The organism is Hymenobacter sp. HDW8 (genome assembly GCF_011305775.1).
Lineage (GTDB): Bacteria > Bacteroidota > Bacteroidia > Cytophagales > Hymenobacteraceae > Hymenobacter > Hymenobacter radiodurans.
Genome location: NZ_CP049907.1, coordinates 1,304,497 through 1,324,600, shown reverse-complemented (window position 1 = coordinate 1,324,600; position 20,104 = coordinate 1,304,497). Strand labels below are relative to the sequence as shown.

Sequence of the window (20,104 nt, the reverse complement as noted above, 5' to 3'; positions counted from 1 at the left end):
GTTTTACCGTAACTCTAGCGCTACCACATTCTCCACATGATGCGTGTGCGGAAACATATCCACCGGCTGCACGCGCGTCACGCGATACGCGGGGTCCAGTAGCTCCAAATCCCGCGCTTGGGTGGCAGGGTTGCAGCTGACGTACACGATGCGGGGGGCGCGGATTTCGAGCAGGCGCTGAACTACGTCGGGGTGCATGCCGGCGCGGGGCGGGTCGGTGATGATGACGTCGGGGCGGCCGTGCTGGGCGGTGAAGTTGGCGGTGAGCACGTCCTTCATGTCGCCAGCGAAAAAGGCCGTGTTCGTAATATTGTTGATTTCCGAGTTCACGTAGGCATCCTGCACGGCCTGCTCCACATACTCCACCCCGATTACCTTGCTAGCCTGACGGGCCACAAAATTGGCAATGGTGCCGGCGCCTGTGTATAGGTCGTATACCAACTCATTGCCGGTTAGCTGGGCGAAATCGCGGGCTATTTTGTAGAGATTGTATGCACCCTCGGAGTTGGTCTGGTAGAAGGATTTCGGCCCCACGCGGAAGCGCAGCCCCTCCATCTCCTCATGAATGTGGGGCTCACCTTTGTAGCACACCACCTCCAGGTCGTGGAAAGTCTCGTTGCCCTTGTTGTTGAGCACGTAGTTGAGCGAGGTGATTTGGGGAAACTTCGCGTGCAGATACTCCAGTAGGGGCACCAAGGCATCGTGGTGGTAGTAGCACTGCAAAATCACCATCAGGTCGCCAGTATTGGCGGTGCGGATGATGAGGTTGCGCAAGAAGCCCTCCTGCGTCACCAGGTTATTAAAAGGCAAATCGTGCTCGTGAGCGTAGTTGCGCACAGCCAGCCGAATTTCATTCGAGGGCTCAGGCTGCAACCAGCAGTGCTGCACGTCGATGATCTTGTCGAAGCGGGCCGGGGTGTGGAAACCCAACACCCGGCGCTCAATCTCCGCGCCCGACTGAATCTGCTCGTTAGTAAGCCAGCCGTTGTGGCTGAAGGTGTATTCGAGCTTGTTGCGGTAGTACGTGCGGGCAGGCGAATGCTGAATCGGGGCCACGGGGGGCATTTCTACCTTGCCAATACGCTGCAAGGTGTCTTCTACCTGCTGCTGCTTGTAATGGAGCTGTGTATCGTAGCCTAAGTGCTGCCACTTGCAGCCGCCGCAGGTGCCAAAGTGCTGGCAAAACGGCTCCACGCGCAGGTCAGAATACTTGTGGAAACGCGTGGGTACAGCTTCTAGGAAGCTTTTCTTGGCTTTGGTAATGCGCAGATCCACCACGTCGCCGGGCGCTACGCCGGTCACGAAGATAACCAGGTTATCATGGCGTACGAGGCATTTGCCCTCGGCTACCATGGTGGTAATTTCAATTTCGCGGAGTCCTTCCGTCTTGAGTTTTTTAGCTGTCGTAGTCACGGGTGCAAAGGTAGGGCAAAGTAGCGGCCTCGCCAGCCGATGAGGCGTATTAGCAAAGCGCAAGGCTTCCGAAAAAGCCCCCCGCGGCGCTGCAAAAACCGTAGTTTTGCTTCCGGTGGGCTGCAAAGTCATGAGCCTGCTTCTGCTTGAACAACTGCATATGAAAGATAAAGTAGTGCTCATCACCGGCGGAACCTCGGGCATCGGCCGGGCCTGCGCCGTAGTATTCGGGCAAGCCGGCGCCCGCGTCGTCGTAACCGGCCGCGACGAAGCCAAACTCGCCGAAACCGCCCAGCAACTCACCCAACTCGGCATTCAGCACCGCACCGTGCGCGCCGACGTGGGCGTAGAAGCCAACTCAGCCCGCGCCGTCGAAGAAACCGTAGCCGCTTTCGGCCGCCTAGATGTGCTGATTAATAATGCCGGTATTTCTATGCGGGCTTTATTTCAGGACGCTGATCTGGAGGTTATTAAGCGCCTGATGCAAACTAACTTCTTCGGTACCGTCTTCACTACCAAGTTCGCCTTGCCGCATATTCTGGCCGCCAAAGGCTCTATCGTGGGCATCTCCAGCATCGCCGGTTACCGCGGGCTTCCCGGCCGCACGGGCTATTCCGCCTCCAAATTCGCCATGCAAGGCTTCCTGGAAGCCCTCCGCACCGAATTGCTGCCCCAAGGCGTGCACGTGCTGGTTGCCTGCCCCGGCTTTACCGCTTCCAACATCCGCCAAACAGCCCTAGCCGCCGATGGCTCCGCCCAAGGTGAGTCGCCCCGCGACGAAGGCCAGATGATGAGCAGCGAAGAAGTAGCCGGCCACCTGCTACGCGCCGTGCAGCAGCGCCGCCGCGACCTAGTGCTCACTGGCCAAGGCAAACTGACCGTTTTCCTGAATAAATGGCTACCCGCTCTCACGGATAAACTAGTGCTCAATCACTTTCGCAAAGAAGAAGGGTCTCCTATCAAGTAGGACTGCCTAGTAATCAGAAAAGCCTCCTAGCAAGGTATAATGCCTTGCTAGGGGGCTTTTTTCTTATTGCACAAGCATCAAATCGTGCCGCCGAATGTAGGCTGATTGTCCGCGCCACTGCACTTCGTACCAGATATCGCGCTGGCCTGTCACCACCAATCGGTCGCCAGCCGCGGCAGTTGTGAGCCAAGTAGCCCCAGGACTGGGAGCCCCCATTAGCGCCGCAGCAGACTTTGATACGATGCCTACCTTTTCCGGCCCAAATACATTTAGGTAAACAGCTGTCAATCCTATATACACAGCGTAAACTGCCCACCAGCCGGCTCCTATCTGGCGGTGCCGCACCAAAAGCATCGTGCCACCTATCACCGCGCCCACCAACAATGCCTGTAGAACGCGGTAATAGTAGCGCCGAATAGTGATCAGGAGTTGTTGTTGCCAGGTGTTCGTATAGCCAGTAAGGCGATAATTTTGCGCCAGTTCTGTCATTTTACGCCAAGTCGCTGCCCGAGGCTGACGCGCCTGGGCAAGGCTCAGATAGTAAAGCGCGGCTGGATAATGTTCCAGACCTTCCTGGATATAAGCCATGCGCAGCAGCAAACGTGTCGAGACCAACTGCTCTTGCCGCAATACCTGTCGATATAAAGGATAGGCCTGCTCGTACGCCTTGGCTTCAAACAGAGAATCTGCTTTAGTAAGAACTGAGCTATTCTTTTGGCCCAGAACAGGTTGACTGAAAAATGCCAAAAAAAGAAAAAAAAGATACAGCTTTTTCAACAAAACGTTTGGTGGTTAAAGGGCGGCCCTCTACTTTTGTACCCGCAATCAAGGAAGGCAATTTCTAGTTGCAAATAAACGATTCTGTAGCTCAGCTGGTAGAGCAATACACTTTTAATGTATGGGTCCTGGGTTCGAATCCCAGCGGGATCACGAAAGCCACTCTTAACGGGGTGGCTTTTTTCATGCCTGCTATTTTCAATATTAGCACGTTAAGCATGGTTTTACTCGAACCTTTCCCAAACACGATACCCAAACAAGCGGCCATAATTCGGGCTTCTCGGGTGCTTTGTTTGGCAGGGTTCGGGTAAAACGATGATCTGAGTCATTAGTAGACAATTCCTTATTATCTACCTTGAAGCACAGTATGGGTGATAGGGAAAAAACTAGATATACCGTGGTCAGCGTAGCTGTCGGCTGAGTTTAGGGCAGAGGAAGAAAATGCAGACTCGCCAACCCAGTCTGTTTGCTGCCTAATACTAGAGAAAGCCTTAACGTTTCTTATAGGCTTGATCTAATTGCTGCAGATCGTGTGCGATACTTTCCAACTGCTGAATCAGCTTTTTAGCTTGTGGACCATAAGGGGTGCGTTCCTCTGTCCAGACCAAGAACTGCTTCAGTTCTTGATTTGTGTATTTAAGCAGCAAAGCCGCATTCTTTAAGAACTCTTCTTCTGGGCTCATCTTAACGCAAAACGCAACCCGGTTATCTACAGGGTACAGGCAAAATATATAGTCAGCAAAAGCACTCATGTGCTTCATACGATCTGCTATGCTAAAAGTGTGCTAGTTCAATGAACTGAAAAATTTTTAAAAAGTTGGGAAGGCACTAGGGTTTTAGCATCTTGATTTCTAGAATTATAATGACTACCCAGGACCCAAATAGTGGCCTTTGGGCATCGGCTGCATATATACCACACACAGGTATGAGCAACAGATTTAGGGCTTCAATTAGCTGGATAATGTATCCCGGCTTAGAGGCAAAGGCAGTCAATTCGGCGCGAACAGTTCTTGTAAGTAACCGCTGTGTCTAAATACTTACATGTTTTACCTGCTTTTACTCTTCTCTATATGGGCCAAAAATTAACTCAGCTTGCTTATGGACAAGCTGTTATGGAAATCTGAGAAAAATTGTGGAATAGGAATAAAAGATGATATATTAGTAGAAATTTACCAGGTAGCACAATTAATCCTTATTGTTGTACTGAAGCTTATGGCACTACTAAGCTTATCCTAACTTCTCAGGTTCTTACACTATTGCTACACATGGTAAAAAGTATACTCGCCCCTATGATATTCAGAATTTTCTTTCGGCTTAATCTTCTTTGTCTGCTTTTATTACTGAACTCATGCAATGCCACTAGAAACCTTGTCTATTTAAGCGACCTAAAGGAGAACAAGGAGTACCGCGAAGAAATAACCAACAAAAACGACCCTCAAATTCAACCTGATGACTTGTTGAGCATTACAATCACCAGTCTCAGCCCTGAATCGAATATCCTCTTCAATAACGGGGTGATGCAGCCTGCAGGAAGTAACAGCAGTATTGTATCAACCAATAGAACTCCGGATGGCTACTTGGTGGACAAGGCTGGAAACATAAATTTTCCGGTCTTAGGCCGTGTAAAGCTGGCTGGCTTAACTAAGGAGCAGGCTACTGAGAAAATGACATCTGAAATCAAAAACCATGTAAAAAATCCCATCATCAATATCCGGTTTTTGAATTTTAAGATCACAGTTGTGGGGGAAGTGAATCGCCCAGCTACGTTCACGATTCCCACGGAGCGAATAAGCATTATTGAAGCCCTAGGTATGGCAGGCGACATGACTAGCTACGGCAAGCGGGAGAACGTTTTGATTATTAGGGAGAAGAATGGGGAGCGCCGGGCAACCCGCGTCAACTTAGCTAGCAAAGACATCCTCAACTCGCCAGACTTTTATCTCCAGCAGAACGATATCGTCTATGTAGAGCCCATTAAAGCAAAAGCGCTGCAGGGTGGGGCCAGTAGTTTTTACACGCCACTGATAACTTCAGCCATCTCTATTATTCTGAGCGTCATCATCATCCTGACGAGGTAGGGGCAATCGATATTTAGTAGTTATTTATAGAAGGTCATACTGATACCAGCTAAATACCATGGAAAATAAAGAGCTGTTTCCGTTAAGTTCTGAGCAAACTGAAGCAAAAGATATCAGAGGCCTAATTCAGCAATATGTTCGTTACTGGCCCTTGCTGTTGCTTGGTACTACCTTAGGTCTGGCCACGGCTTTCCTGTATTTACGGTACTACGCGGTGCCACAATACTGGACCGAAAGCACCTTGCTGATTAAGGATGATAAAAGCGGGCAAGGATTGGCTAATGCAGATGCATTTAGTGATTTGCCCGCGTTCAAATCGACTAGGAATATCGACAATGAAATAGAAGTTCTGAGGTCCAAAACCTTGATGGAAAGAGTGGTAAATGAGCTAGGCTTATTTACCAGCTATTATGTGGAAGGCAAAGTAAAAGACCGCGAAATATATGGTCGTGCGCTACCTATAAAGGTGCTGCTCAACGGCCTGGATTCCACTGCAGCAGGTCAATCTTTCGCCGTGTACCTGAAAGGCGGCAATTCATTCACCCTTGATGACTATAGTGGAAAGGTAACTACTCACAGCTTTGGGCAACAAATCACGAAGCCCTATGGAAAATTTACTGTAGTAGCGGCCACGGTGAAGGATCTGGGAGAGAATAAAATTATCGTCCACTTTCAGGATATAAAGCAGGTAGCGGCTCATTATAATAAAGCAATCGTAGTACAACCCGTCAGCGACGGAGCCAGCGTACTTAGCTTAAGCATTGTTGATCCTATTCCTGAAAAGGCTAGAAATATTATCAACAAGCTTATCGAAGTGTATAATAAGGAAGCCATTGAGGACAAGAATCTGATGGCTACGAATACGCTCAAATTCTTAGATGATAGGTTGAAATATATTACAGCCGAGTTATCTGGCGTAGAGAAAGGGGTGGAAAAATATAAGAGCATACATGGCCTCACGGACATCTCTACGCAGGCCTCTAACTATACGAACCAAGCCAGCGACTACAATAAGCAGCTATCGGAATGGGCTATTCAAATAGACGTGCTTGAATCTATCGAAACGTATTTGCGCAAAACCTCAGGCCAATACTCTATGGTGCCCAGCTCGCTGGGCATTCAGGATCCAACGTTGATGAGCCTGATTACCAAATTCAATGAGCTGCAGCTCGAGCGCGAACGCATACTGCGTACTACGCAGCCGAACAACCCGCTTGTTCTGAATCTTAATGAGCAGCTTGATAATCTGCGAACAAACATCCTGGAGAACCTGCGCAACATCAAGAAAGGGCTACAGATAACCAGCAATAATTTACGGGCTTCGTCCGGGCAATTTCAGTCCCAGATTAGGAAGGTGCCAGCTATGGAGCGGGAGTTGTTGGAAATAAATCGCCAACAGGCCATTAAGCAAAACATCTACGTGTACTTGCTGCAAAAGCGGGAAGAAACGGCGTTGTCTTTGGCGGCTACGGCTTCGGTCGCGCGCGTTATCGATCCTGCAATTGGGGGCGACTATCCGATCAGCCCCAATTCCCAAATAATCTATTTGATGGCGCTGATGCTGGGTTTAGGGTTGCCGATAGCAGGTATTTATGTGCGCAACCTGCTTAATAACAAGGTGCAAACGCAGCAAGACGTGACAAGTGTGGTTGGGGGAATTTCGATTGTCGGCGAAATCGCGCACAACGTCTACAATAAAAATGAAACGGTAGTAGTGTCCGCAGGCAACCGGACTCCTATCGCAGAAATGTTTCGGCTTATTCGCGCTAACCTGAACTTTGAGGCCCAGGGAAGACACCATCTAGCCATGCTCGTGACGTCGAGTATGAGTGGGGAGGGCAAGACGTTTTTCAGCATCAATTTAGGGGCGAGTTTGGCTCTCACAGGCAAACGGGTGGTGCTGCTTGATCTCGACCTCAGAGCGCCCAAGGTAGCGGCAGAACTGGAACTGACGGCCGGACTCGGCATTACGGATTATCTCGTGGCTGATGACGTGGCAATTCATGACATTATTCAGCCGTCTAAAAAGGTCCCCTACTTAGATGTGATTAGCTCCGGGCCTATTCCTCCAAACCCGACTGAGCTATTGATGAGCTCAAAATTTGCTCACCTGATGCATGAGCTTAAGGAAAGCTTTGATTATGTCATCATCGACACGCCACCCGTCGGGCAGGTGGCAGACGCACTTACGCTAAGCCCTTTTATTGATTTTACAGTTTATGTGGTGCGGTACAACTACACTTATAAAGCTCAGCTGAACATTATCAAAAATATCTATCAGAATAAGACGCTCAATCGGCCGCTGCTCGTGCTTAATGATGCTAAAGAAACGAACGGCGCAAACTATGGCTATGGCTACGGGTATGGCTACGGTAACGGCCAGAATGGTCATCAGAAGAAGAAAGCAGTCCATTAAATTCTGGTGTATTGGTACGCATCAATCGTTATTCATGATGGCCTGAATAAACAAGTCAGTGATAGGGGTGGGGGGCTTTTTTGGCCGGACTTGAGCAAACGCAGCATTTTATGAAAGTCCTCACGCAGCGACTGGCTGCTCATCCTCATTACACCAAAGCGCTGGAGTGGGGTAAACTGGTCACCATTACGGGTGGTACTCAAACGCTGGTGCAAGCCGTGAGCCTGCTCTGTGGTATTCTGGTTATTCGGCTACTGCCTACACAGGAGTATGCACTCTATACACTGGCCAATACCATGCTCGGCACCATGATTCTGTTGGCCGACGGTGGAATTACGGCTGGAGTAATGGCGCAGGGCGGCAAGGTGTGGCAGGACAAGCAAAAGCTGGGAACGGTGCTGCGTACGGGGCTGCAGCTCAGAAAACAGTTTGCCCTAGGTTGCTTGCTGCTTGGTTCGCCGGTTCTATGGTTTTTACTGAGGCACCACGGGGCCAGCTGGCTGATGTCAGCCCTCATTATTGGGTCGCTTATCCCAGCCTTTTTAACGGCGCTCTCCAGCCAACTATTAGAAATAACCCCGAAGCTGCATCAGGCTATTGCTCCCCTGCAAAAGATACAGGTTGAAGTAAGCATCGGACGATTGGTATTTCTGGGACTGACTATCTTCTTTTTCCCCATGGCATTCGTCGCGACGCTGGCTGCCGGCTTACCGCAGATTTGGGGGAACAGGCGGTTAGCTCACCTCGCCGACAACTTTACCGCGCCCAGCCCCTCAGGCACTGACCCGGTGGTACGGAAGGAGATTCTGGCTTTCGTGAAGCGCTTACTGCCGGGGGTGATGTATTACTGTGCCTCGAGCCAAATCACCCTTTGGCTGATCTCCATTTTTGGCACAACTGCCGCCGTTGCGGAGGTGGGCGCGCTGGGTCGGCTGGCCATTATTACCAGCGTATTTAGGGGGCTGCTTGCCACGCTCGTGTCGCCGCGGTTTGCCAGAATGCCCCCCAAACCGGCGCTATTGCTTAATCGTTACCTGAAAATTCAGCTGGGCCTGCTACTACTGAGTGTTGCTATCATTGGGGCGGCGGGGCTGTTTGCCAAGGAAATCCTGTGGGTGCTAGGGCCACAGTATGCTCACCTGCAAAATGAGGTGTTGCTGAGTGCCATCGGGAGCTGTTTGGCCTTGGTGGCAGGCTCGTCGTTCACGCTTTACATTCATAGAGGCTGGGCTATCAATCCGGTTATTTCCATCACTCTGGAGATAACAGCGGTGATTCTGGGTGTCTTGCTGATTGATATTTCGACGCTGAAGGGTGTATTGCTGTTGAATATATTCATCGCGAGCGTGCAGGCCCTGATGCACGTTTCCTTTAGTCTGCTCAAGATTACCGGGACGAAATAAGCCCCCCAGTTCAAGGTATTTACGGCTAACTACGCATAGAATGGAGATTTCATTGTCCGTGGCCCTTGTAACACGTAACCGACCTGACAGCCTGGACCGGACCTTGGCCAGCTTGGCCCGGCAAAGCGTGCAACCCTTCGAAACCCTTGTATCCGACGATTCGGACTCGGAAGCGATGCGCCGCGTCAACCAGGAAATAGCGCAAAGCTACGGTTGTGGTTACCTCCAAGGGCCCCAAAAAGGCCTGTATGCCAACCGTAATTTCGTGGCCAAACACTGCGCCGGCACGCACTTCCGAACTATGGATGATGACCACGAATTTCCCGATCATCATATCGCGGCCTGTCTAAGAGCAATAAAAAGGGACGAGCAGGCCATCTGGACAATTGGCGAATATTATCCGACCGAAAAAGAAAGGCCCCTGCCTCCGCCCATCCCGGGGCAGCTGCATCCGCGGGGCTTCTCCTACGTTCCCCACGATATGAGCCAGTATTGTGGCATTTCCTGTGGCGCTTCCATTTATCCTAGGGCCGTAGTCAAACGGAATATTCTCAACCTTGAGCTATACAAATTCGGCATCCTGTACTTGGAATACGGCGCGCGGCTGTTGAAAGCAGGATTCCGCGTGAAGCACTTGCCCGACACGTACGTCATACATCATTATGACGAAAACAATCGGTCGGTTTCTTCCATAGAAATCACAGACAGCGCCCGAATTTTCTCTATGCTCATGCTCTCGTTTGTGCATCAGCCTTCTGCCCGAAATAAGCTGTTGACCCTGCGCCAGATTGCGTCGGAAATATTCCGGCGCCATTATTCCATAGCGTTGGTAGTCAGGGTATCTGAGCAATTCAAAAACGAAGTAAAGAAACTTCGGACACCGGTAGACGAACACGTCCAGGCTTCTACTAAAGGCAATTTTGCCAAAGAGCCAAGCTAAGAAGCAGCTTGGCAACACAGACCCCGCTGGGGGGCTTTTTCAATCTCTGGAATGGGCAAAAATTGTCCATACTTATATCAGGCGAAGGCTACAACCAATGAACATTGTTTTCCTCTGTGGCGCACTGGAGCCTGGCCGCGATGGGGTGGGGGACTATAGCCGTAAACTAGCAGGGGCTTTGGTGGAGAAAGGCCATCAGGTGGCGCTTGCCGCCCTCAAAGACGGCCATGTACCTGCCGTCACGGAAGGTATACAGTTGAGCGATGAGGTGGAAGTGCCGGTGCTGCGGGTGCCAGCTAGCTGGCCGGCTGCCCAGCGCTTTAGTCGGGCGAAAGAATGGATTGGTAGAATCAATCCGGAGTGGGTGAGTGTGCAGTTTGTGCCCTATGCGTTCCAGGCGAAGGGTCTGCCTTATGCATTTGCGCAGGATTTGAAGTCGCTTGGGGGCTTTTTCGGTGGCATTTCATGTTTCACGAACTCTGGCTCGATGCTCCCGAGCAGCTCACTCAACACGTTGTGGCGTGGGGGCAACGGTTGATTATCTCCCGGATGCTCACTGCTATCAAGCCGGACGCAGTTTCTGTTTCGATTCCTTTCAATCAGAAGCGACTGAAAGCATTAGGAGTTCAATCGGAAGTGCTGCCGCTGTTTGGCAATATTATGCCCGGCAAGCAGGAAGCGCTTTTCTCAGCCAAACCGCCCAAGCCTTCCTCGCCGAGCATCCTGTATTTTGGATGCGCCCCCCGAGGCGCATATCTGCGTCAATTGCTACAGGGGCTGAGTGCTTACTGCCGGGCCGCGCCGGATGCGCTGAGTATCATTGTAGTGAGTGGGCAGAGCCTGAATAAAGACATCTTCATCCAAGCTCTGCAAACGGAGCTGGCTGCTCACAAGGTCGATATTGTGGACTGCGACTTTATGGAGTCGGATGCCTTAAGCGATTTGATGCGTCGGTGTACGGTTGGGGTTGCGCGCTCGGCCCCATATCTGCTTGGGAAGAGCGGCTCCGCGATTGCCATGTTAGAGCATGGATTGCCCGTATGGCTGCCCAAATGGCGAAATAACGAACCCCTGGACTACGATTTCAGACCTCACCTGATTCACCCCGACTTGAGGGCCGCTTTTCACCCCGGCCCTCGTCCTGACTACGCCTCCCGGCTGCCCGAGGTGGCCACAGAATTTATCCATCAACTCAGCGGAAAGTAGCCAGGATGCCACAGCCTGTGAAATTTGCCCCCCGCCTTACCCGTTGGCCGTGAACATACTTTTTATTACCCACCGGTTCTACCCCGATGTTGGCGGAATTGAAGTGAATTCCGAAATTCTGGCGCTGGCTTTCCATCAGGCCGGGCATGCGGTACACGTTGTTACCTGGACCCAACGCCCCGGCGACAAATCCTTTCCATATGTGGTGTTGCGAAACCCAAGCCTGCCTGCGCTCTTAAAGCAACATCAATGGGCCGATGTGGTGTACGAGAATAATCCCAGCCTCCGGTTATCGTGGCCAGCTTTACTGTTTCATAAACCATCCGTCGTGGCCATACGAACCTGGATCACGCGAACTGATAATGAGATAGCGTGGCAGGATAAGCTAAAGCAGCGGTGGCTGCAGCGCGCAGCGGCCGTCATTGCCGTGAGCGAAGCCGTGCGTAAGAAATCCTGGCCCGCGGCTACCGTTATTGGTAATCCCTACCGGGTGGCTCTTTTTCGCATCATGCCCGAGGTAGCCCGCACCCGGAGCTTTGTGTTTTTAGGTCGGCTGGTGTCAGATAAGGGAGCCGATTTGGCCATACAAGCCATTGCTCAGCTTAAAACCACGATGACACAATCATCAACGCCGCTTTTAACCATCGTCGGCGACGGCCCCGACCGCGCATTGCTGGAAGCACTCGCATTGAGCCTAGAGGTAAAAGACCAGGTCGTTTTCATGGGCGCGCTAGAGGGCGAGAAGCTAGTTGTTTGCCTGAACCAGCACCAATTTCTGTTGGTGCCCTCGCGTTGGGAAGAGCCATTCGGCAACGTCGCATTGGAGGGCATGGCCTGTGGCTGCATCCCGATAGTGTCGGATGGCGGGGGCTTGCCAGACGCAGTAGGAGAGGCCGGATTATGCTTTCCGCGGGGGAGCGTGGAGGGCCTGCTTGACTGTATGCGCTCGGTAGTGCAGAACCCCGCGCGCGCCCAGCAGCTCCGGGCGGCGGCGGCGGCTCATCTCGCAGCGCATCACCCCGCACTGGTGGGGGGCAAATATCTGCAGGTAATTGAGCAGGCCTTAAAGAAGTAATTCATGGGAATAGTTGTAGCGCATCCTACCGGCAATGCTAACGTAAGGGCCGCCGCCAGCGGGCTGAATGAAGCTGGCCTTCTCGCGGAGTTCCGAACGTGCATTGCCACCTTTCCCGATACTTGGCTGGATGCCTGCGGGGCGTGGGGGCCCTTGGCTGAGCTGCGCCGCCGCCAGTTCGATGCTGGCCTGCGCCCCAAGACTCATACCTGGCCCTGGCGGGAAGCCGGGCGTGCCTTGGCTACCAAGGCCGGTTTCACCTCCCTGACCACGCACGAAGTAGGCTGCCTTTCGGTAGATGCTGTATATCAAAGCTTTGACCGCTATGTGGCGGCTAACCTAGCCGAGGCTGCCCAACGGGGGGCAAAAGCGGTGTACGCGTATGAGGACGGTGCTCAATTCTCCTTCCAGGCCGCTAAGCAAGCTAATTTGGCGTGCCTGTATGATTTGCCTATTGGCTACTGGCGGGCGGCGCGGCAACTGCTGGAGAGTGAGCGACTCCTGAAACCCGAATGGGCCGCTACCCTCACCGGGTTTCAGGATTCAGACGCAAAGCTGGCCCGCAAGGATGATGAGCTGCACTTGGCCGATTACATATTCGTAGCCAGCCAGTTTACTGCCTCTACTCTGAAGGCTTACCCTGGCGCGCTGGCGCCCGTGCAGGTTATTCCGTACGGTTTTCCTTCGGTGCCCGCTAACCGTGAATACGCGGCTTTTGCGGGCCGTCGCCCCTTGCGCCTACTGTTTGTGGGTGGCCTTTCGCAGCGCAAAGGCATTGCTGAGCTTTTCGCCGCGGTGGCCGCGCTCGGCTCGGCTGTAGAACTCACTGTAGTGGGGCAGAAAGCCAGCCGCAATTGCCCAGCCCTAGACGCTGCTCTAAGCAAACACCGCTGGATACCTACCCTTCCGCATGCCGATATATTACGAATCATGCAGGCCCACGACGTACTCCTATTCCCCTCCCTGTTCGAAGGATTTGGGCTTGTGATTACGGAAGCCATGTCGCAGGGCACGCCGGTGATAACAACCGAACGAACCGCTGGCCCCGACCTGATAGAGCAGGACAACAACGGCTGGTTGATAGAAGCTGGCTCCGCTAACGCCTTACAAAACGCAATTGAAGCGCTGATTCGTCGCCCCACGATGATAGTGCAGGTCGGCAGAGCAGCTATGGAAACTGCCCGCGAGCGGCCCTGGGCAGTGTATGGGCAGGAGTTGGCGCAGGCAATTCAAGCGTTGCCGACCGTGACAGCTCCCAAATTTGCCCCCCGCTAATGGAGTGGCAGAGGCCGCTTTATTTTAGGAAAAATATGGGTAATAGCTTCTTGTTTTTAGCTTGAAATCCAGTGAAATAAGCCTCCCGTTGGAATTATTTATTCTCCACTATTATCGGTAAATTTAGCCTGCATCCATCGTTAGAATGCGCTATAATTCGTGACAACAATATATATTTTTCCCTTAAGGTTAATTTAAACGAATAGCGTATTCAGGGCCTCGCATTTTTTGCCATTGGGGGGCTTTTCTAGCAACTGAAAAGGCAGCTGAACAATAGCCACTTGGTTGATTCTTACTCATTATAGTGCAGGGATTTTTAGCCCGAACCAACATGAATTAGTGTAAGTGTATGGGTGTGCGGCGCACACCACTTTGCAATTTAATAGCAGCTAAAATAGAAGCCCGTAATACTATGGTAAGCGTACTTAATCCGCAGTTATCTTCTGTTTCTAACTTGGCAGCAGCAAGCGTAGATACGAAGCTGAAGCGCGGAATATGGCTGTATTTTATTCTGATAATTTTTGAGGGAGCCCTACGCAAATGGGTACTGCCTGAACTGGCTACGCCCTTGCTTATTATCCGCGACCCGGTTGCCTTGTGGTTGGTAGCAAAAGCGTGGCAACGTGGTCTGCTACCGCCGCATCCTTACCTGATTGGGATTGTTCTGATTGGGGTGGTGGGCATCTTTACCGCCATGTTGCTGGGTCATGGCAATCTGACGGTTGCCCTGTACGGTGCCCGGATTCTGCTGCTTCACTTCCCGCTTATGTTCGTCATCGGGCGCCTTTTCACGCGCGATGACGTCATCAAGCTCGGCGAAGTGACGTTATGGATTGCCATTGGCATGACGATCCTGATAACGCTTCAGTTTTATAGTCCACAATCAGCCTGGGTTAACCGGGGCGTAGGTGGCGACCTAGCTGGGGCTGGCTTCAATGGGGCGCTGGGCTACTCGCGCCCACCTGGCACGTTCTCTTTCACTACCGGAAATACCTTGTTTTTCAGCTTTGTCGCGCCCTTTGTTGTTTATTTCTGGCTTAATCCCGGCGCCATCAGCAAGTGGATACTTATTGCGGCTACGATGGGCCTCATTGCGGCTATTCCGTTGTCTATCAGTCGAAAGCTGTTTTTTTCTGTAGGCGTCACGCTCATATTTACCCTGATTGCAATTTCCCGCAAACCGAAGTACACGGGCCGTATCATTGGTGCAGCTTTCGGGCTCCTGGTGGCATTTGCAGTACTAAGTCAAACCGATTTCTTTCAGACAGCAATGGGGGCGTTCTTGTCTCGCTTGGAAGCAGCTAACGCCATTGAAGGAGGTATTGAAGGGGTAATATTAGACCGGTACGTAGGCAATAAAGTCGGCGCCATTACGGATGCCGCTGCGGGGCAGCTGCCTTTCTGGGGCTACGGCTTAGGACTAGGGACGAATGTTGGCAGTAAGCTCATGACCGGTGGTAGCGGCTTTATGATTGCGGAGGGAGAATGGGCTCGGCTTCTTGGCGAAATGGGTCCGTTACTGGGCATCATCATAATTTTTATTCGCCTGAGTTTCAGCGCAAAAATTGCCTTAGCGTGCTACCGAAAACTGGGTCAGGGGGACTTGTTGCCCTGGCTGCTCCTTAGCTTTGGATTGCTCATTCTGCCCCAGGGGCAGTGGGCGCAGCCTACTAGCTTGGGCTTCTCAACCCTAATTGGAGGAGTTATTCTGGCCTCTATGCGCGTGCCGCCATCAATGGGAAAAGACACGCGGCAAGCACGAGGCGCACATCCGGGTAGCTCTCCGTCGCTACGAGGTGAGCCCATAACGGTGGTTTAGGTTAGGGTCGCCTAGCCTCACTTATCCCGTCGTGAACTACCGCAAGCGCTAACTGGGGGCAATTTAGTCCGCAGGATACTCTGTTTTACGCCTTGCCCAGTCGCGTTCTGACCTCGTATGACTATAATTTTCTTCACTCATCCCGCTTTCCTAAGTCATCAGAGTATGCCTCGTTTTGCGCATATGCTAGCGGAAGGAATGCGGGCCCGGGGTCACCGAGTTGATATGTGGATGCCACCTGCTCGCCTGGTCGGGTTATCTGGTTTTAAGCCCCTGCGTAAGTGGCTGGGCTACCTGGATCAGTATGTGTTGTTTCCCCGCCAGGTACACCAGCAGATAAAAAAAAGCCCCCCGGATACCCTTTTTGTCTTTACAGATCAGGCCTTAGGACCCTGGGTGCCGCTGGTAGCCAATCGGCCCCACGCTATTCACTGTCATGATTTCCTGGCCCAGCGGGCGGCCCTCGGCGAAATACCCGAAAACCCCACCAGCTGGACCGGCCGGCAGTACCAGGCATATATTCGTCGGGGGTACAGCCAGGGCAAGCATTTTATTTCGGTTTCGCGCAATACCCGCGATGATCTGCACCGCTTCCTGCCGCATCGGCCTGCCATTTCTGAGGTTGTTTATAATGGTCTCAACCAGGAATTTGCCCCCCAGGATGCCTCGCGGGCCCGCTGCCTACTGAGTCAGAAAACGGGCGTTGACCTGACCGCGGGCTATCTGCTGCATGTAGGTGGCAATCAGTGGTATAAGAACCGGACTGGGGTTGTGGAAGTGTATAACGCCTGGCGGGCCACGAATAGCGCTCCACTGCCCTTATTACTAATTGGAGAAGCCCCTACAGCTACCCTAAGAGAACTCTGGCACCAGTCTCCTTTTCAAGCTGATATACATATGATTAGCGGCCTGGAAGATGAGTTTGTACGGCTGGCTTATGCTGGCGCCACAGTCTTCTTTTTTCCTTCGCTGGACGAGGGCTTTGGCTGGCCCATTGCTGAGGCCATGGCGGCGGGCTGTCCGGTTATCACCACCGGCCACGCGCCCATGACGGAAGTGGGCGCCACCGCTGCCTGGTATACACCCCGGCGACCAGCGCCGATAGACGTGCCCGAGTGGACTGCCGACAGCGCCCGGATGGTGGATCACGTGGTGAATCTTTCCTCCGAGCAGCGCCAGACGGCCATCGAAGCAGGGAAGGCCAATGCCCGGCGGTTTGACCCCGCTGCTGCGCTGGATAGAATAGAAGCCATTTATAAAGTCATCCTGCAAGCTTACCCCAGCGCATGAAGTTGCTTCATCTAGTAGCCAGCATGGACCCCCGGTTGGGTGGCGTGAGTCAGGCGGTACGAACCCTGATTGAGAGTTTAGCCGAGCGAGGTGTTGCCAATGAAGTAGCTACCCTAGACGCCCCCCAGGCTACTTGGATCCAAAAAGATTCGTTTCTACTGCACGCTCTGGGGCCAGGGCAAGGGCCCTGGAGCTATGGCCCGAGGCTTATGCCCTGGCTTCTGGCCAACCTTGCGCGTTTCGATGCTGTTCTGCTGCACGGCTTATGGCTGTATCCTGGGTATGCGGTGCGGCGGGCGCGGCGGCTCCAAGCGCATGGTTCGAAGCAATCAAAGGTGCCAAAGCTTTTCGTAATGCCTCACGGCATGCTAGACCCTTATTTTCAACGAGCATCGGGGCGGCGCCTCAAGGCCTGGCGAAACTGGCTCTACTGGAAATTGATTGAAGGCGCTGTCATTCATGATGCTCATGCGCTGCTCTTCACCTGCGAGACCGAGCGTCGCCTTGCGCACCAACCCTTTAGCCCCTACCACCCACGGCGCGAGCGGGTAGTAGGCCTGGGCGTAGCTGAGCCACCCGCTTATACACCAGCCATGCAGGCGGCCTTCCTCGCTGCCTGCCCGGCGCTGCAAAACCGCTCTTACATACTCTTTCTAGGCCGAATTGATCATAAAAAGGGCGTCGATTTGCTGGTGCAGGCGTATGCGAGCGTATTAGCCGCAGCAGTAGTGCACCCTGAGCGCGCGCACCTGAGTCTGCCCGTGAAAGGCACAACCCAAACGGAGGTAGCCCCCAATCCGGCCCTGGTCATTGTTGGTCCTGGGCTTGATACCCCATTCGGCCGACACGTACAGCAGCTCGCGGGTGAACATATGGTGGCCGGCGACATCCATTTTTCGGGTATGCTTACCGGCGATGCCAAGTGGGGGCTTTTTATGGTTGCGAGGCCTTCGTGCTGCCCAGTCACCAGGAAAACTTTGGGATTGCGGTGGTCGAGGCTCTGGCCTGCGGGAAGCCCGTGCTCATTTCCGAGCAGGTGAACATTTGGCGCGAGATCGTGGAAGCGGGTGCCGGCTTGGTAGCGCCTGATACGCAGGCCAGTACTCAGCAGCTTCTACGAAACTGGTTCCAGCTCACCGAATTAAAGAAACGCGCGATGACCGAGCGAAGCCGTCCCGCTTTTCACCACTACTTTGGCTTAGGCCCCGCCGCCGAGAGAGTAATAGAAGCGTTGCAGGAACCGGACTTGCCTTCTTAATGCGCTTATAGCAATGTGGTCTCAACTCCGGGCTTATACCTAGTAGATATACGGATGACTAGTCTGAAAAAATAAGCAGATTTAGCGGCTATGATTAGAACAAATTCTATATTTAATTGAGATATTTCCATTAAATTGGCTCTATGAGCGTGAACGTTGATACTCATCAGGGCCCTTCTTTTTCTCTGCGCAATCGGGTGGGCAGGGTAGTGTGGGATGTATGCTCCGCGCTTTTGTTTCGGTTTTCTCCTAAGCCGTTGCATAGCTGGCGATCCTTCCTGCTCCGGTGTTTCGGGGCCAAGGTGGGTCAGGGTGTGCACGTGTATCCCGGCGTAAAAATTTGGGCACCCTGGAACCTCGAGCTGGCGGACGAATGTGGGGTGGCCAGCGGCGCCAACCTTTACTGCTTAGGTAAAATTACAATTGGCCGCCGGGCGGTCATATCGCAGGGTGCTCACTTAGTGGCCGGCACCCACGACTATACAGAGCCGGGGTTTCCACTTATTACAAAACCTATCCATATTGGCAACCACGCCTGGGTGGCGGCCGACGCCTTTATTCATCCGGGAATTACCATTGGCGATGGCTGCGTGGTAGGTGCCCGGGCAGTAGTGACCCAGAATATGCCCGAGTGGATGGTTTGCGCAGGCCACCCGTGCATACCCGTCAAAATCAGAGACAGGTTCTAATCATGGTGTTGATACGTCTTAAAGTGTTAACGCACATCTACATTTCTTTATCAGGAAGGAGTATTCATGATCTCAGTAATTATTCTAACTAAAAACGAGGAGTCTGATCTACCGGCGTGCCTGACTTCGGTCAGGTGGTCGGATGATGTACATATTCTTGATTCTGGCAGCACGGATAATACCTTAGAAATTGCCAACAGCTACGGCGCAAAGGTGTGGTCCAATACTTTTGAGAGCTTCGGCAAGCAGCGCAATTTTGCCCTAGACCATATACAGACGCAGCACGACTGGATATTATTTCTGGATGCGGATGAAGTTGTAACAGAGGAATTTCAGCAGTCTTTACTTTTAGCGGTTAATACAGCTTCTGATAACATAGCTGGATTTTATTGCTGCTGGAAATTAATGTTGGAAGGCAGGTGGCTTAAATACTGCGATAATTTTCCAAAATGGCAGTTTCGGGTATTACGCAAGAAAAAAGCGCGCTTTACTGATTTTGGCCATGGGCAGAAGGAAACCCAGGTGGAGGGAGATATTGGCTACATTTCAGAGCCCTATCTGCACTACGGATTCTCTAAAGGCTGGGCCCAGTGGATAGATCGACACAATAAATACTCTGGTAAGGAAGCCGTTGCGCGACTGTATCAATGCCCTCCTTTTAAAGATGTCATTGCCCGTCATGCCAGTATCCGTAATCTGGCGCTAAAATCATGGCTCAGTAGAATTCCCGGATGGCCCCTGCTTCGATTCATGCAGGCTTATATCCTGAATCTGGGTTTTCTGGAAGGAGTTCCCGGTCTAATATACTGTATTAATAATGCTTATTATGAATTTATGATTCAAATAAAAATGCGGGAAATTAGAGCGAAAAGTCGGGTAAGTCGCCGACATGAATCTCAGAGTGAGGTGCTTACGCCAAGCTTACTGCAAAATCAGCAAGAGCGAGTATAAGTATTCTTCCCTATCCCTAGATTATTTATCATTCTTTAAAAAGAAAAAAAACATATTGTCGTAGTCTGTATTTTCCAATGATGTAATACATCTTAAAAATGAAATGGCTGAAAATACTCTCTGCCGTGAGTTATGTAGGCTTGCTTATTTACGTGGTTTTATTTGCTGGGAAAAGAAGTCTGGAGACGCGATTAATAAATTATATTCCCTTTCAATCTACCTATAATTATTATTTTACACTTGGTTTGAATAGCCGTAGAGAGGTGTATTATTTTATTGCTAATGTTCTCGGTAATGTTATTCTCTTCTTGCCTCTACCAGCTATAATCTCTCTGGTTATTACGCATAAAATAAAATATAATATTCTACTCGTTTCCCTCTGCCTGAGTGTTTTTATTGAGATAACTCAATACATATTCAAAGTAGGAGTAGCTGACATTGATGATGTTTTGCTGAACATGGTTGGGGCAGTGTTAGGGCTTCTGTTCAACAGGCGCTCGGCCGATCACCGACAGATGGGGTAGCAGGCCGAAACGCATCAGTACAA

Annotated in this window: 19 protein-coding genes and 1 tRNA gene; 17 read left to right on the top strand and 3 right to left on the bottom strand. The window is 51.8% G+C overall.

Translation table 11 applies throughout. The features are described from left to right. Positions 1-3: 3 nt before the first annotated feature. Positions 4-1,353, bottom strand: coding sequence for a 23S rRNA (uracil(1939)-C(5))-methyltransferase RlmD (gene rlmD / locus G7064_RS05400; RefSeq protein ID WP_166075051.1), 1,350 nt, complete (start codon positions 1,351-1,353; stop codon positions 4-6). Positions 1,354-1,573: 220 nt separating this feature from the next. Between rlmD and G7064_RS05395 the strand changes: the two genes are divergently transcribed. Continuing rightward, positions 1,574-2,380, top strand: a complete 807-nt coding sequence (locus tag G7064_RS05395) for an SDR family oxidoreductase (RefSeq protein ID WP_205711215.1) — start codon at positions 1,574-1,576, stop codon at positions 2,378-2,380. Between the two features lie 63 nt (positions 2,381-2,443). Here the strand turns inward: G7064_RS05395 and G7064_RS05390 are convergent, their stop codons facing one another. Further along, a complete protein-coding gene (locus tag G7064_RS05390; protein WP_166072783.1) occupies positions 2,444-3,127 on the bottom strand; it encodes a hypothetical protein in 684 nt (227 codons plus the stop codon). A gap of 110 nt (positions 3,128-3,237) precedes the next feature. Between G7064_RS05390 and G7064_RS05385 the strand changes: the two genes are divergently transcribed. Next, positions 3,238-3,310, top strand: a tRNA-Lys gene (locus G7064_RS05385). Positions 3,311-3,648: 338 nt separating this feature from the next. Here G7064_RS05385 and G7064_RS05380 read toward each other — a convergent pair. Next, positions 3,649-3,909, bottom strand: coding sequence for a hypothetical protein (locus G7064_RS05380; protein WP_166072782.1), 261 nt, complete (start codon positions 3,907-3,909; stop codon positions 3,649-3,651). Positions 3,910-4,446: 537 nt separating this feature from the next. On the opposite strand from G7064_RS05380, the gene G7064_RS05375 reads away from it, so the two are divergent. The 15 genes from G7064_RS05375 (at position 4,447) to G7064_RS05310 (ending at position 20,081) form a co-directional block, all read left to right on the top strand. Beyond that, a complete protein-coding gene (locus tag G7064_RS05375) occupies positions 4,447-5,235 on the top strand; it encodes a polysaccharide biosynthesis/export family protein (protein WP_166072781.1) in 789 nt (262 codons plus the stop codon). 58 nt (positions 5,236-5,293) lie between these two features. Continuing rightward, the gene (locus tag G7064_RS05370; protein ID WP_166072780.1) at positions 5,294-7,651 is read left to right on the top strand and encodes a GumC family protein; all 2,358 of its coding nucleotides are present in this window, start codon (positions 5,294-5,296) and stop codon (positions 7,649-7,651) included. A 110-nt stretch (positions 7,652-7,761) separates the two neighbouring features. After that, entirely contained in the window at positions 7,762-9,054 is a 1,293-nt protein-coding gene (locus G7064_RS05365) for a lipopolysaccharide biosynthesis protein (RefSeq protein WP_166072779.1), read from the top strand. 40 nt (positions 9,055-9,094) lie between these two features. Further along, positions 9,095-9,994: a glycosyltransferase family 2 protein gene (locus G7064_RS05360; RefSeq protein ID WP_166072778.1), complete on the top strand. Its 900-nt coding sequence runs from the start codon at positions 9,095-9,097 to the stop codon at positions 9,992-9,994. 97 nt (positions 9,995-10,091) lie between these two features. Beyond that, positions 10,092-10,532 carry a glycosyltransferase family 4 protein gene (locus G7064_RS05355; RefSeq protein WP_166072777.1) on the top strand — a complete coding sequence of 147 codons (441 nt, stop codon included), beginning with the start codon at positions 10,092-10,094 and terminating at the stop codon, positions 10,530-10,532. Next, complete coding sequence (locus tag G7064_RS05350) at positions 10,460-11,200, top strand: hypothetical protein (protein ID WP_166072776.1); 741 nt, start codon at positions 10,460-10,462, stop codon at positions 11,198-11,200. Before G7064_RS05355 ends, G7064_RS05350 begins: the two co-directional genes overlap by 73 nt. Positions 11,201-11,249: 49 nt before the next feature. Further along, complete coding sequence (locus G7064_RS05345; RefSeq protein ID WP_205711182.1) at positions 11,250-12,275, top strand: glycosyltransferase family 4 protein; 1,026 nt, start codon at positions 11,250-11,252, stop codon at positions 12,273-12,275. Between the two features lie 3 nt (positions 12,276-12,278). Next, complete coding sequence (locus tag G7064_RS05340) at positions 12,279-13,550, top strand: glycosyltransferase family 4 protein (RefSeq protein WP_166072774.1); 1,272 nt, start codon at positions 12,279-12,281, stop codon at positions 13,548-13,550. Between the two features lie 412 nt (positions 13,551-13,962). Next, a complete protein-coding gene (locus G7064_RS05335) occupies positions 13,963-15,369 on the top strand; it encodes a hypothetical protein (protein ID WP_205711181.1) in 1,407 nt (468 codons plus the stop codon). A 165-nt stretch (positions 15,370-15,534) separates the two neighbouring features. Continuing rightward, entirely contained in the window at positions 15,535-16,659 is a 1,125-nt protein-coding gene (locus tag G7064_RS05330; RefSeq protein WP_240935765.1) for a glycosyltransferase, read from the top strand. Further along, positions 16,656-17,699, top strand: a complete 1,044-nt coding sequence (locus G7064_RS05325) for a glycosyltransferase (RefSeq protein ID WP_240935763.1) — start codon at positions 16,656-16,658, stop codon at positions 17,697-17,699. The genes G7064_RS05330 and G7064_RS05325 overlap by 4 nt, the downstream gene beginning before the upstream one ends. Further along, positions 17,582-17,917: a glycosyltransferase gene (locus G7064_RS22265; protein WP_317172829.1), complete on the top strand. Its 336-nt coding sequence runs from the start codon at positions 17,582-17,584 to the stop codon at positions 17,915-17,917. The genes G7064_RS05325 and G7064_RS22265 overlap by 118 nt, the downstream gene beginning before the upstream one ends. A gap of 143 nt (positions 17,918-18,060) precedes the next feature. After that, positions 18,061-18,606: a DapH/DapD/GlmU-related protein gene (locus tag G7064_RS05320; RefSeq protein WP_166072771.1), complete on the top strand. Its 546-nt coding sequence runs from the start codon at positions 18,061-18,063 to the stop codon at positions 18,604-18,606. A gap of 66 nt (positions 18,607-18,672) precedes the next feature. Next, on the top strand, positions 18,673-19,557 hold the full coding sequence (locus G7064_RS05315; protein WP_166072770.1) for a glycosyltransferase family 2 protein: 885 nt from the start codon (positions 18,673-18,675) through the stop codon (positions 19,555-19,557). 98 nt (positions 19,558-19,655) lie between these two features. Continuing rightward, entirely contained in the window at positions 19,656-20,081 is a 426-nt protein-coding gene (locus G7064_RS05310; RefSeq protein ID WP_166072769.1) for a VanZ family protein, read from the top strand. The last annotated feature ends 23 nt before the right edge of the window (positions 20,082-20,104 follow it).